The 13,813-nt window shown below is 37.6% G+C and carries 16 protein-coding genes; 14 read left to right on the forward strand and 2 right to left on the reverse strand.

Annotated features, from left to right (window positions below; all coding sequences use genetic code 11):
• The first annotated feature begins 36 nt into the window (after positions 1-36).
• Positions 37-1,341 (forward strand): diaminopimelate decarboxylase, encoded by a 1,305-nt coding sequence (gene lysA, locus QUG14_RS26860; protein ID WP_289343529.1) that lies wholly within the window; start codon positions 37-39, stop codon positions 1,339-1,341.
• Between the two features lie 417 nt (positions 1,342-1,758).
• Positions 1,759-2,109 carry a GNAT family N-acetyltransferase gene (locus QUG14_RS26865; protein WP_289343530.1) on the forward strand — a complete coding sequence of 117 codons (351 nt, stop codon included), beginning with the start codon at positions 1,759-1,761 and terminating at the stop codon, positions 2,107-2,109.
• Between the two features lie 25 nt (positions 2,110-2,134).
• On the opposite strand, the gene QUG14_RS26870 is transcribed toward QUG14_RS26865, so the two are convergent.
• On the reverse strand, positions 2,135-2,656 hold the full coding sequence (locus QUG14_RS26870; RefSeq protein ID WP_289343531.1) for a DUF309 domain-containing protein: 522 nt from the start codon (positions 2,654-2,656) through the stop codon (positions 2,135-2,137).
• A gap of 133 nt (positions 2,657-2,789) precedes the next feature.
• Positions 2,790-2,879 carry a YjcZ family sporulation protein gene (locus QUG14_RS26875; RefSeq protein ID WP_179156986.1) on the reverse strand — a complete coding sequence of 30 codons (90 nt, stop codon included), beginning with the start codon at positions 2,877-2,879 and terminating at the stop codon, positions 2,790-2,792.
• 202 nt (positions 2,880-3,081) lie between these two features.
• On the opposite strand from QUG14_RS26875, the gene QUG14_RS26880 reads away from it, so the two are divergent.
• The 12 genes from QUG14_RS26880 (at position 3,082) to ccsB (ending at position 13,722) form a co-directional block, all read left to right on the forward strand.
• Entirely contained in the window at positions 3,082-3,834 is a 753-nt protein-coding gene (locus tag QUG14_RS26880) for a segregation/condensation protein A (protein WP_289344247.1), read from the forward strand.
• A gap of 5 nt (positions 3,835-3,839) precedes the next feature.
• Entirely contained in the window at positions 3,840-4,427 is a 588-nt protein-coding gene (scpB, locus tag QUG14_RS26885; RefSeq protein WP_289343532.1) for an SMC-Scp complex subunit ScpB, read from the forward strand.
• A gap of 409 nt (positions 4,428-4,836) precedes the next feature.
• Entirely contained in the window at positions 4,837-5,256 is a 420-nt protein-coding gene (locus tag QUG14_RS26890; protein WP_289343533.1) for a hypothetical protein, read from the forward strand.
• 34 nt (positions 5,257-5,290) lie between these two features.
• Positions 5,291-5,779: a YpuI family protein gene (locus tag QUG14_RS26895; protein ID WP_289343534.1), complete on the forward strand. Its 489-nt coding sequence runs from the start codon at positions 5,291-5,293 to the stop codon at positions 5,777-5,779.
• A 101-nt stretch (positions 5,780-5,880) separates the two neighbouring features.
• Positions 5,881-6,771: a superoxide dismutase gene (locus QUG14_RS26900; RefSeq protein ID WP_289343535.1), complete on the forward strand. Its 891-nt coding sequence runs from the start codon at positions 5,881-5,883 to the stop codon at positions 6,769-6,771.
• A gap of 245 nt (positions 6,772-7,016) precedes the next feature.
• Complete coding sequence (locus QUG14_RS26905; protein WP_289343536.1) at positions 7,017-8,162, forward strand: D-alanyl-D-alanine carboxypeptidase family protein; 1,146 nt, start codon at positions 7,017-7,019, stop codon at positions 8,160-8,162.
• Positions 8,155-8,742: a nucleoside recognition domain-containing protein gene (locus tag QUG14_RS26910; protein WP_289343537.1), complete on the forward strand. Its 588-nt coding sequence runs from the start codon at positions 8,155-8,157 to the stop codon at positions 8,740-8,742. Before QUG14_RS26905 ends, QUG14_RS26910 begins: the two co-directional genes overlap by 8 nt.
• Positions 8,743-8,749: 7 nt before the next feature.
• A complete protein-coding gene (locus tag QUG14_RS26915) occupies positions 8,750-9,286 on the forward strand; it encodes a spore maturation protein (protein ID WP_289343538.1) in 537 nt (178 codons plus the stop codon).
• 228 nt (positions 9,287-9,514) lie between these two features.
• Positions 9,515-10,252: a 23S rRNA pseudouridine(2605) synthase RluB gene (rluB, locus tag QUG14_RS26920; protein ID WP_289343539.1), complete on the forward strand. Its 738-nt coding sequence runs from the start codon at positions 9,515-9,517 to the stop codon at positions 10,250-10,252.
• A gap of 104 nt (positions 10,253-10,356) precedes the next feature.
• Positions 10,357-10,881 carry a thiol-disulfide oxidoreductase ResA gene (gene resA, locus QUG14_RS26925; RefSeq protein WP_289343540.1) on the forward strand — a complete coding sequence of 175 codons (525 nt, stop codon included), beginning with the start codon at positions 10,357-10,359 and terminating at the stop codon, positions 10,879-10,881.
• Positions 10,882-10,905: 24 nt separating this feature from the next.
• The gene (gene resB / locus QUG14_RS26930; RefSeq protein WP_289343541.1) at positions 10,906-12,537 is read left to right on the forward strand and encodes a cytochrome c biogenesis protein ResB; all 1,632 of its coding nucleotides are present in this window, start codon (positions 10,906-10,908) and stop codon (positions 12,535-12,537) included.
• A complete protein-coding gene (gene ccsB / locus QUG14_RS26935) occupies positions 12,538-13,722 on the forward strand; it encodes a c-type cytochrome biogenesis protein CcsB (protein WP_289343542.1) in 1,185 nt (394 codons plus the stop codon).
• Positions 13,723-13,813: the final 91 nt, after the last annotated feature.

Here is a 13,813-nt window from a genome sequence, read left to right on the forward strand (position 1 = left end):
CACTAATAAAGAGTCTTTACGGAGAGAGGGAAGGGAATGTATTTTTACGGGACAACAGGCGTAAACGGCAAGGGTAATTTGGAAATAGGCGGAGTAGATGCAGTAGAGTTGGCCGAGCAATTTGGAACTCCTCTCTATGTTTATGACGTATCCTTAATGAGGGAAAGAGCTAGAGGATTTAAGCAGACTTTTGATGAACAAAATGTTAAAGCGCAAGTTGCCTATGCCAGTAAGGCCTTTTCGACGATTGCCATGCTTCAGCTTGCCGAGGAAGAAGGATTATCTCTTGATGTAGTCTCGGGTGGAGAATTATATACAGCTATTGCAGCTGGTTTTCCAGCCGAAAGAATTCATTTTCATGGTAACAATAAAAGCAGAGAAGAACTAGAAATGGCGCTTGACAACACAATAGGCTGTATTGTAGTTGATAATTTTTATGAATTAGAACTATTAAAAACAATCTGTCTTGAAAAAAATGAATCCATCAGTATTTTGCTTAGGGTTACTCCTGGAATTGAAGCACATACACATGATTACATCTTAACTGGTCAGGAAGATTCGAAATTTGGATTTGATTTGCAGAATGGACAAGCGGAGGAAGCTATAGTAACTGCCCTTCGATTTAATCAATTTAATGTTTTAGGATTACATTGTCATATAGGATCACAAATATTTGAGACTACAGGGTTCTTACTCGCTGCTGAAAAAATTGTCGGCAAAATGAATCAATGGAAAAATACTCTTAACTTTGAAGCAAAGGTACTTAATTTAGGCGGAGGTTTCGGCATCCGCTATACCAGCGAAGATGAACCGCTATTACCTTCACAATATGTTAGTGAAATTATTAAAGAGGTAAAGAAGTTAATTCAGCAGAACTCGATGACAATGCCGGAAATATGGATAGAGCCGGGACGATCACTTGTTGGTGACGCAGGTACAACATTATATCAAATAGGATCATCTAAAGAGGTTCCTGGTGTAAGAAAATATTTAGCTGTAGACGGTGGGATGAGTGACAATATTAGACCTGCGCTCTATCAAGCTAAGTATGAAGCTGTACTAGCTAATAAGCCATTAGCTGAGGCCACTAATAAGGTTTCTATTGCGGGAAAATGCTGTGAATCTGGTGATATGTTAATTTGGGATTTGCCTCTTCCAGAAACAAGTGATGACGATCTTCTGGCTGTTTTTTGTACTGGCGCCTATGGCTATTCGATGGCAAATAATTATAATCGGATACCTCGTCCGGCAGTTGTTTTCGTCGAAAATGGGAAAGCCACACTCGTGGTTAAAAGAGAAACGTATGAAGATTTACTACGATTAGACTTGCCATTAAAATAAATAAACTGCCGCAAAAGCGGCAGTTTATTTATTTTCTAATTCAGCTGTTGCGCCTAGGTTGATCGGGTCCTCTTTTTATGGAATAATGGATTATTTTTAATATATAGTGTAGAATGACAACATGTACGCTATCTTCAAATCGTATTTGGAGGTTATTTGATGAAGAAAAGTAACTGGAGTGTCTTTGGTATTCTTGTAGGACTAGCACTTGTATGGGGAATTATTTATTGGGTTTTTATTGTACCAAAATAATGTTCATCGGGATTGATAGTAGAACATTTATTATGTATGATTGACAATATTGAAACACTTTACGAATTGTACTACATATTATAAAGAAAACTGTTTATTTATGAATTAGTTGGAAAAAATATACTATCCCTAACTGGGTTTATTTAATATAATGAGGGAGCTATCATGTTAATTCGTTATAAGAAAACATTTGAAAAAATAGCCATGGGCTTATTGTCCTTTATGCCTACAGAAAAGGACTTGAAGAAACTTCAATTAACCATTAAGGAATATGAAACGGAAGAAAATTTGCAACTCTTTCTTTGGAAGGAAGAGGATATTATCGGTCTTATTGGGGTACAAATGATCGATAATGACGCTTCCATTATGATTCAACATATTTCTGTCAATCCCTCACATCGGTACCAAGGGGTCGGTAAAAGGATGGTTAAAGCTTTAAAGGATATGTATCCAGATAAGCAAATAACAGCTAATAATAACACTGCACCGTTTGTTGAGAAATGTGATTTTTGCTAACCTTAACCAATGAAAGGCAACGATACTATTCGTTGCCTTTTTTAACTCTTAATGCCTCTAAACGTTCTTCAATTACCATGGTTCTATCGCGTAATTTATGTCTATGTACGATAGATTCATCCTCAATATTACTCTTCTGTCCCCAATTAACCCCTCTATTTTCACATTCTTTCCTGCAGGTTTTTAGAAGTAAAGAGTCTGTCACAGGAAGATTAATGCTTTGATAAATTTCCTCGTTCTCAATTTCTCTCAGAAGTTTTGAGAGTAATTGAAATAGAACACTCACATCTAAACCCTGTTTGGATAAAACATTTTGATGTAGGGACAAGATTTTTATTGCCTTTTCCAAGGTTCGTTGGGCCCCCCTGAAATTTCCACGCCGATGATGATATCTTGACACTGCCAACAGGATGAAGCCAACCCATACAGAATCCTTCTTCTTATCGGTAGATTCCTTCCAATACTCTTCTAGAATTTCGTGGCACTCAAAATAATCACGGTCACCATTAAAATGGACTAAAAATTGAATATACTGCTCCGGGTACAAAAAATCCCCCCTAACCAATTAGATATGTACAGTGTAGCATATATTGATCCTTTCTTCAGGTGGTTCCAATAGAAAAAGCCCGCCGCAAAAGGGCGGACTTTCTTACTCACTTAGCTTACTTCGGCTTTCTTAATTAAAACCAAGAAGCACCAACGATAATTAACAGAATGAATAGAACCACGATTAAAGCAAAACCGCCTCCAAAACCGTAACCTTCAGCCATTTTCAAATACCTCCTATACTGTATTGATATTCTTTTCACTCTCATCATATGTAGTGTGCTTGTCCAGTGTTATAGGCCAACACCACATTTTCAATAATTAGGAAGGGAGTGAATTTTCTATTGGATAACGTTTACGAATCCTCTATACTAATAATAGTTATGACTTTAATGAAAATTACATCAAGGATTCTGGTGAAAGATGATACACTATAACGTAAAAATTGACGCTTTTGAAGGACCTTTGGATTTACTCCTCCATTTAATTAATCGTCTTGAAATTGATATATATGATATACCTGTTGCTCAAATTACGGAGCAATACTTAATCTATATAAAAACAATGACAGAACTTAAATTAGATATTGCCAGCGAATTTTTAGTGATGGCGGCAACCTTATTAGCGATAAAAAGTAAAATGCTTTTACCAAAGCATGAAGAGGAATTGGATGACTTAAATTCTGAATTTCCTTACGAAGAAGACCCTAGAGATGAACTTGTTGAAAGGCTGATTGAGTACCGGAAATATAAAGAGGCGGCGCAGGATTTAAAGTCTTTGGAGGAAGAACGAGGTTTGATGTATACGAAACCTCCAAGCGATCTTTCAGATTTTGCAAAGGAAAAGCAACCAGATAAAGTAGAGGTGAATATCACGCTTTATGATATGTTGGCGGCATTCCAAAAACTATTAAGAAGAAAAAAGCTGCAGCTCCCAATGGCCACAAAGATTGCCAGACAAGAAATATCAATTGAAACAAGAATGACTGAAATTATGATTGAGTTAAAACATGTAAAAGGTCGGAAAAACTTTAATGAACTATTCACTATTCCTGCCAAGGAACATATTGTTGTGACGTTTTTAGCTGTTTTAGAACTGATAAAAAGAAAAGAAATAGACGTTGAACAAGATGAAAACTTTGGCGATATCTTTGTACATGCAGTAGTGGAAGGAGCGTAAGTGACTTGGAAATAATTAGATGGCAGAGTATCTTGGAAAGTCTTTTATTTGCAGCTGGTGATGAAGGACTTACTTTAAAGCATGTAGCAGAGGTTCTGGAGGTAGATGAACTAAAGGCTGGTGAGATAATAGAAGAATTAAAAAAGGTCTATGAAGAAGACAATAATCGCGGTCTCATGATCGTCCAACTTGCTGGTACCTATCAACTTGCAACAAAAAAAGAAAATGCAACATACTTAAAAAGACTTGTTGAATCGCCAAATACATCTACCTTATCGCAGGCTGCTTTAGAAACTTTGGCTATTATTGCCTATAAGCAGCCAATTACTCGTGCTGAAATTGAAGAGATACGTGGAGTGAAAACAGAGAGACCGCTTCATACGCTAATGACAAAGGCGCTAATTAAGGAAGTTGGCAGGGCTGAAGGCACCGGAAGAGCCTACCTATATGGAACAACAAAAGAATTTCTTGATTACTTTGGATTAAAAAACATACAGGAACTGCCCAAGCTTCCTGATAGAGTCGACGAAGAATTCGTCCAAGAAGAAGCCGACCTATTCTTTGATAAGTTTCAAGAAAGTATAAATTCTTAAAAATAAGGCTTTGATAAAGGCAAATATTGATATTGGCACTCTGTTGATTTGCGCGGAAGGCACGAAGACTCCTCGAAAATGCTATCGCATTTTCTTCGTGCGTGGGAGGATTCAAGGAAGAAATTCAATGTCCTGCGGGAGGACGGGGCTAGGGAGACCCCACAGGCGCTTTTGCGCCGAGGAGGATCCCCGGACCGCCCGCGGAAAGCGAAGTGCCTCGTGACAGGCAAAGACCACCTGTCACTGCGGTGACTATTCCAAGAAGCATTCCTTAGTGGAGCGGAAATCAACAGACAACTTAGCTTAAAAATAAAACAATTTCATTTAGATGTGATAAAATAGAAATACGATTTCAAAGAAATTCCGAAGATTCAACTTATTCGTTAATGATTAAAGGAGATTGATTTCATTGTTTATTACAGACTGTATTGGATATGAATTAGAAAAGGAAAAATCAAATACTTCAGAAGACTTCTTTAATAGAAGTGAAGTAACCTTTATTGATCAATCAGAGGAAAAGACACTGCATGTATTATATGTAAGATACTTTGATGAATTTTTCCAAGAATTCACTCCATATCAGCAAAATCCAATCTTAACAAAAGGCGATATCCAAGTAACTTTTAAAGACATTGTTGCCTTAGTGTGCCTAATCAAAAACCCGGGTCTGCGCAATCGAAAGCGGTTGTACATTAATTCTAAACAGGAATTTGCTTCTTATTTTCAAGATATAGAATTTGATAAGATACCTGAAATAGTATTTTCTGTTAAGCAAAATAATAAATTTGCTCTCCATTCTCCGCTAGACTACATTAAGCAGACGAGATAGGATGGGTTAATAAAGAATTCAAAGGGGTGTTTGGATGGGAAATTCATTAGTTAAATCGCAACTTAAAGATGTAGGAGGATTTCTAACTTCTACGATTGGTACCTTAGAAGAGTATTTAAATAATACAACGATTTCACAAATGGAACAACAGTTATCAGGTGATACGACCTATTATAAATTAGTACTCTCAAATTTGAGAAAATTGCTTGTTTACTGCGAAGAAAGCTTAGATGCATGTTCGGTTATTTTGCAAAGCGAACCTTTCCAAAAAGCAACTGCAGAAAAAACCCTATATCGAATTTTCCATCAATGTATTGAAGAATTTTTCTCACCTAAAAATGACGCTTGGTTTGAGGATAGTCGTTCAGCCTATACAGGAAGAAATTCAATAAAGTTTTTTAAAAACGTACCTGAAAGTGTACAGAAATTAATAAAAGGCCTCGAGGGAGAATTTCAAAGAGTTAGAGAAGAACTCGAATACTACGAAACAGATTACCGTACAAAAATGATCCAATCGAAATAAAAATTAGAGAAACTGTCCTTTTTTAAGGTCAGTTTTTTTGGTTATATTCCCTGATATATTTCATACCTTTTAGGTAGATTCGAAATATAAGGTGGGATAACATGAATCGTTTTAGTCAGTATGTACATGAGTTATTCGAATGGAATGAGGAAATGAAGCGATTTTTAGAAACGGAAGATGTCAAAGATAACTTAGAGTTATGGGATCAACTTGATCATTTTACGGAATTGATAGAAAATACAGGTCAATCATTATCAGATAATGACATGCTAAGTCTTCAATCGAAAGCTGAGGAAATTCATGAACAAATGGAAAACTATTTTTCTCGCAAACAAGGTGTCGGGAATATCTGGGTTGAGAAAAAATCTATCCCGCCAGGCGGTCATACACTACCGGAGCTTCCTTATGCTTACAATGCACTTGAGCCCTATATTTCAGAAGAAATAATGAGGTTGCACCATGATAAGCATCATCGTTCGTATGTAGAAGGATTAAACAAAGCAGAATTAAACTTAAAGAAAGCTAGAGACAACAATGATTTTGCCCTAATAAAACATTGGTCGAGAGAATTAGCTTTTCATGGTTCAGGGCATTACTTGCATACAATTTTTTGGAAGAACATGATCCCTAAAGGAGGGGGCAGCCCTCAAGGACTACTGAAAAGGGAGATTGAAAATTATTTTGGCAGTTTCGATAAATTTAAAAAGCAGTTCTCAGAAGCAGCAAAACAGGTAGAGGGTGTAGGATGGGCCATCCTTGTCTGGTCACCACGAGCAAGGCATCTTGAAATATTACAATCAGAACGCCATATGCTGTTAACTCAATGGGACACTATACCGCTGCTGGTTTTGGATGTTTGGGAGCATGCTTACTATCTACAGTATAAAAACAACAGGGGAGGCTACGTTGATAATTGGTGGAATCTAGTGAATTGGAATGATGTAGAAATGAGGTTTGATAAAGCCTCTGAGATTAAGTGGCCAGCATTTTAACGGTAGGCAATCGACATCAAGTCGATTGCCTTTTCATTTTTTAGGACAAATAGTCATATCAAGCCTTGTCCCGCATAAAATTTTAGAAAGTTAGTTTGAAATGCTGAAGCTCCTTGTTCAGGGTCGACAGGCATAAGACGAGCCGGCGAGAAGGTTGGTTTTTACCTTCTTGACGGATTGGCTTATGACCCCGAGACCCTAGGCGCTGAAGCTAGACATCTAAAAGAAGGGGACGAGGTAAACTTATGAGAATGATTTGGAAGCTAGTCATTTTTGCCCTCATGGTCTCACTATTCATTACAAACATTCCTCAAAAGGTGGATGCTTCCGTTTCCGTAAGTGCACGTGGTGCAGTTCTAATGGAGCAAGAATCTGGGCGTGTCCTATTTGAGAAAGATGCCCACACAAAAAGAAGAATCGCTAGTATTACGAAAATAATGACAGCGATTCTTGCTATTGAATCGGGAAAAATGAATGAAATAGTGAAAGTAAGTGAACAAGCTACTCGGGCCGAGGGGTCATCTGTGTACTTAAAGCCTGGGGAAAAGATTAAGCTTGAGCATTTGGTATATGGTCTCATGCTTAGGTCAGGAAATGACACAGCGGTTGCAATTGCAGAACATGTCGGGGGAAGTTTAGATGGGTTTGTTTTTTTAATGAATCAAAAGGCAAAGGAAATTGGCATGCTAAATACTCATTTTTCAAATCCCCATGGTCTAGATGATCATGAAGACCACTTTTCAACGGCCTATGACATGGCCCTATTGACTCGGTATGCTATGCAAAATAAAACCTATCAAAAAATCGCTGGAACGAAGCATTATAAAGCGCCAAATCCGACTGAAAATTGGGATCGTGAGTGGAAAAATAAAAATCGCTTACTGACAAAGTACAAATATACAACTGGTGGAAAAACCGGATATACAAAACGTGCAAAAAGAACATTGGTTACAACAGCAGCTAAAGGGGACATGCGTTTAATTGCCGTTACCTTGAACGCTTCTGATGATTGGAACGACCACATATCCATGTATGAAAGTGGTTTTAAAACCTATGATATGGCAGAAGTGTTATCAGAGGGCAAAATAGATATTAAAACCAATAAGTATTATCAAAAACATCTATATGTAAATAAGTCAATTGTTTATCCTGCGACTGATGAAGAAATGGACTTGTTCTCGATTAAATATAAATTGAACAAGCCGGGGGATGACTGGGACGAATCAAATCATATCGGGGAAGTAGTTGGTAAAGCACAAGTTTTCCTTGATGGAAAAGTGGTTAGAGAAACTCCTATTTATTTTCAGGGTGGTCCTGAAAAGAAAAAGGGGATATTTGATTCTTTAAAAGATCTATTTTTATCCATAATTGGCGTGAGATTAAATGGTTAATTACATCTGGGTTTTTATGACAATCGTTGGCTTCGTTTTTGCGATGATTAACGGGACGATGGCAGAAGTGAACAAGGCGATATTTGATGGAGCAAAGGAGGCTGTGACTCTTTGTATTGGGTTAATCAGCATACTTGTGTTCTGGTTAGGGATGATGCGTATAGCCGAAGAATCCGGATTACTTGAATTGTTGGCTAAGTTATTTCGTCCGCTTGTAAAAAGATTATTTCCTGATGTGCCAACAAATCATCCTGCCATGGGTTATATATTGTCTAATATGATTGCAAATATGTTCGGCTTAGGCAATGCAGCAACCCCTCTAGGCATAAAAGCGATGGAAGAATTAAAACAATTAAATGGAAGTAAGGATTCTGCAAGCCGTTCGATGGTTACCTTCTTGGCAATAAATACTGCAAGCATTACGATCATTCCTACAACAGTTATAGCAATCCGTATGAACTACAATTCGGCATCCCCGACTGAGATTGTAGTACCAACATTAATTGCAACTATTATCTCAATGCTTGGAGCAGTTATGATAGACCGATATTTTTATAATCGACGAAGTCGTAAAGGATGAATGCTGTATGGAATTTCTTTCACTTATTTCCCTAGGATTTATCCCTGTGTTAATTGGATTTATCCTCCTTTATGGAACCTTTAAACAAGTGCCTACTTATGAAAGTTTTGTAGAAGGAGGAAAAGAAGGAATAAAAATTGCTGTGTCCATTATTCCATTTCTTGTAGGTATGCTTGTAGCGATTACTGTTTTTCGTGCTTCCGGTGCTTTAGAAGCATTAATGAATTGGATTAGACCTGCAATGGAAGCAATCGGAGTCCCAGCAGAAATTATTCCCCTTATCCTAATCAGGCCGATATCTGGAACAGCGGCCCTAGGTATGACCAGTGACTTAATTGCTGTTTATGGTCCCGATTCATTTATTGGCAGGCTTGCTTCCGTTTTACAAGGAAGTACAGATACGACTTTTTACGTGTTAACCGTATATTTCGGTGCTGTTGGGATTAAAAAAATGGGGGATGCCCTTAAGGTAGGACTCCTAGCAGATGTAGTAGGGATTATAGCTGCTATCATAGTAGTAGTCCTAGTATTCGGCGCCCAGTAAAATGATGTGGAAAGAGAAAGTTATTAAAATATAGCAGGTTCCTAAGCGTGTAAAACATAAATAGGAGCCTGCTTTTTTATATTTCCTGAATTGGAAAAGCCGTTACTTTGAAAAAGGGCGGTTTTGTGTCATAATTCATTAGGAAAGAATAACAAATTTGTTTCCTAGTAAACTGTGGTGTTTGCATCCAGTATTCAAAATAAAGGTAAACAGCTGAGGTGGATCATATTGGAAAGATTACAAAAGGTCATTGCAAGAGCAGGAATTGCTTCAAGGAGAAAATCCGAAGAATTAATCAAAGAAGGTAGAGTAAAGGTCAATGGCAAAGTAGTTACAGAGTTAGGTGTAAAAGTTACACCATCAGACAAGGTTGAAGTGAATGGAATCCAGATTGAAAAGGAGGAACCTGTTTATTTTCTTTTATATAAACCACGCGGTGTTATTTCGAGTGTGAGTGATGACAAAGGAAGGAAGGTTGTAACGGATTTCTTTCCATATCAGGAAGAAAGGATTTTCCCAGTTGGACGGCTGGATTATGACACTTCCGGATTATTATTGCTCACAAATGATGGGGAATTTGCTAATTTACTTATGCACCCACGGAATGAGATTGAAAAGGCTTATGTTGCGAAAACAAAAGGAATACCATCAAAGGAGAACCTTCGAAAATTAGAAAGAGGAATTCATCTTGAAGATGGAAAAACTGCTCCGGCAAAAGTGAAGATGCTTTCTGTAGACAAACAAAAACAAACTTCTATCATAGAGATAATCATCCATGAAGGACGTAATCGACAGGTGAGGAGAATGTTTGAGGCAATTGGGCATGACGTATTGAAATTAAAAAGGGAACGCTATGGCTTTTTAACTTTGCATGGATTATCTGCTGGGGATGCAAGAGAGTTAACGCATCATGAAGTGAAGTTGCTGAGGGGATTATCCTTAGAGTCCACTAAAAAAAATTCATAAAGATGTCACAATTGTATTAGGAAGTATTTACTATAATCACAGTGGAAAATGATATAATTTAGACTAACTGTGTCTAGTAATTGTGATTTACAGGGGGGAGAAATATGAAAAAACGGCGATTAGTAATGAGGACTGCTATTCTTTTTATTCTTGCTGCTGCCGTTGCCTACACGCTGTATGCAAACCTGACCAAGGATAATCGGATGAAAGTGGAAGTTGGAAAACAAGCGCCTGATTTTGTATTGGTTGATATGGAAGGTAAAAAGCATAAGCTTTCAGATTATAAAGGACAGGGAGTATTTTTAAACTTTTGGGGAACATGGTGTAAGCCGTGTGAAGCAGAAATGCCTTATATAAATAATCAATATAATTATTATAAAGACAAAGGCGTTCAAGTGTTGGCTGTTAATGTTAGGGAGTCTGAACTGGCTGTTAATCATTTTATAGAACGTAAAGAACTTGATTTTCCAGTTGTTATTGATACCGATGAACAGGTTCAAACTGCTTATGGTGTTAATCCACTTCCGGCAACATTTTTGATTGATAAAGATGGGAAAGTGGTTAAATACCATACTGGAACGTTAACAGAAGCTACTGTTAGGGAGTATATGGAGAAAATTAAACCTTAAGGGGTTTGTAGGGAGTTTTTTGTAATGAACGATGTTAAATGTGAATGCGGACATGTAAATCCACACGGGACCGTATTGTGTGAAGCATGCGGAAAAGTTCTAGTTGAACAATCACAAGATCAACCACTGCTGGATATGCGTTATGAAGGCAGTGCCCGCCGCTCACAAACATATAATAAGTCCATAGTTGATAAGGTATGGAACTTCTTTTCTTCCGTCAAAGTAGGTGTATCACTCATTGTCATTACATTGGTTGCATCGGCCGCGGGGACGATTCTACCACAGGAAATGTACATACCGCCTACAATGCCAGCAGAAGAATACTACGAAGATCAGTATGGTTGGTTTGGAAAATTATATTATGAACTAGATTTTAATAATTTGTATAGTTCATGGTGGTATTTAATCCTTATAGCCATGATAGGAATTTCTCTTGTGATATGTAGTTTAGACAGAGTAGTACCTTTGTATAAGGCTTTAAAGGCACAAAGAGTTACTAGACACGAAGGATTTCTAAAACGTCAGCGCCTGTTTGGAATTAGCGAGAATGGGGATGAACAAGACCTGGCTGTTGTAGAGCAGCGATTAAAAGCTAAACGCTATCATGTACGGAAAGAAAACGGAGATCTATTGGCCGAAAAGGGTCGTTTCTCTCGTTGGGGTCCATATGTCAACCATGTAGGATTAATTGTTTTCTTAATTGGCGGCATGCTGCGATTTGTTCCCGGAATGTACATTGATAAAGTATTGTGGCTTCGTGAAGGCGAAACAAAGGTTGTCCCTGAGACGGACGGACAATACTATGTTGCGAATGAGAAGTTCATTCTCGAGAATTATGATAAAGAAAAGGACAAAACATTCGAAGCGGCGATTGACCGTGCTGGAATGGTTGTGAAAAATTATCAGACGAACGCCGTTCTTTACAAAAGAGTTGGACCTGCTATTCCAGGTGAAAAGCCAGAATTAGAAAAAGTGAAAGAACACCAAATTCGAGTGAATCAACCATTGAAATTTGAAAGGTTTGCTTTATATCAGGTAGATTACAAACTGGACGAATTAAATACAATGTCCTTCTCTTTAACAAACAAGGCAACAGGGAATACATTTGGAGACGTAAAAATAAATCTATATGATCCAAAAGCAAAATATGAACTTGGAAATGGATATCGTGTTGAAGTCTTGAGTTTTTTCCCGGATTTTGAATTCGCAAAAAATGGGGAGCCAACGACAAAATCACGGATACCTAATAATCCTGCTTTTGTATTCAAAATGGTTTCTCCAGAAGTCCCAAAAGGGGAAACGAGTTTTGTTGCCATTCAGCAAACGATTGAGCCTTTAGGGGATAATCAGTATAAGATGGCTTTCAAAGGAATCGAAACAAAAAATGTTACGGCATTAACTGTACGTAAAGACTTAACAATCTGGATTATCATTGTAGGCGGTATACTGTTTATGATTGGCGTAATCCAAGGGGCTTATTGGAATCATCGCAGAATATGGTTGCAAAATAAAAATGGAGAAATTTGGATTGCTGCTCATACCAATAAAAATTGGTATGGACTAAAAAGAGAAATAGAATCGGCACTGTCAGAAACAAAATTAACGATTCCTAATGATCAAATTCAAAGGGAAAGAATGGATAAGGAGGGAGTCTAATTGGTAACAATAAGTAGTAATTTACTTTATATTGCATTTATCCTTTATTTAGTAGCGACACTCTTCTTTGGTGGAGCCATTAAGGCTAAGAAGGATATTGGTGAAAAGAAAGGTACCAATCGGTGGGGGAAAATTGCCGTCTTTTTAACAATCGTTGGCTTCATTTCTCAACTTGGATACTTTATTACAAGATGGATTGCTGCAGGACATGCGCCTGTTAGTAATTTATTTGAATTTACAACCTTTTTCGGAATGTGTCTTGTCGGTGCATTCATCGTTATTTATTTTATTTATCGGACCCCGCTTCTTGGGTTGTTTACAATGCCTGTTGCCATACTCGTCATAGCCTATGCGAGCATGTTTCCTAGGGATATCTCACCATTAATACCCGCATTGCAAAGTGACTGGCTTCATATCCATGTTACGACTGCAGCTTTGGGTGAAGCTATTTTAGCAATCAGCTTTGCGGCAGGATTAATTTATCTCGTAAAGGTAATTGATCAATCGAGAGCAAGCAAGAGAACTTTCTGGCTAGAAGCTGTAATGTTTGGATTAGTAACAACGTTAGGATTTGTTCTAGTATCCACATTATTCTCGGCAATGGATTATAAGGCTGAATTTACTTGGATTGATAAGAATAACCAGGAGGCAGTAATTGAATATACAATGCCAGCAATTACTGGTCCACATGAAGGGCAGCTATCAACTCAAGGTAAATTTGAACCACTGGTTGAAATGCCTGCACTTATCAATGCAAAGAAAATGAATTCCGTTATTTGGTCTTTTATTGGCGGAATCATCCTCTATGGACTACTTAGATTAATTTTAAGAAAACGTATTGCAGCCTCATTGCAGCCTTTAACAAAGAACATTAATCTGGATTTTGTAGATGAAATAAGTTACCGATCTGTATTAATCGGATTCCCTGTATTTACATTAGGGGCATTGATATTTGCAATGATTTGGGCCCAAATAGCTTGGACTAGATTCTGGGGCTGGGACCCTAAAGAAGTCTGGGCATTGATTACATGGTTATTCTACGCAGCCTTTTTACATCTGCGTCTTTCAAAAGGATGGCACGGTGAAAAGTCAGCATGGCTTGCAGTCATCGGTTTTGTCATTATCATGTTTAATTTGGTGGCTGTAAACTTAGTTATTGCAGGACTTCATTCTTACGCTGGATAAAAAAATATGTTAAGTTAATAGCCTTTACTTTTTCCAAGTAAAGGCTATTTTGCAAATAATTAGTTCGAGAAACGTCGAATTGTCAATATAT

This window comes from Neobacillus sp. CF12 (assembly GCF_030348765.1).
Taxonomy (GTDB): domain Bacteria; phylum Bacillota; class Bacilli; order Bacillales; family Cytobacillaceae; genus Neobacillus.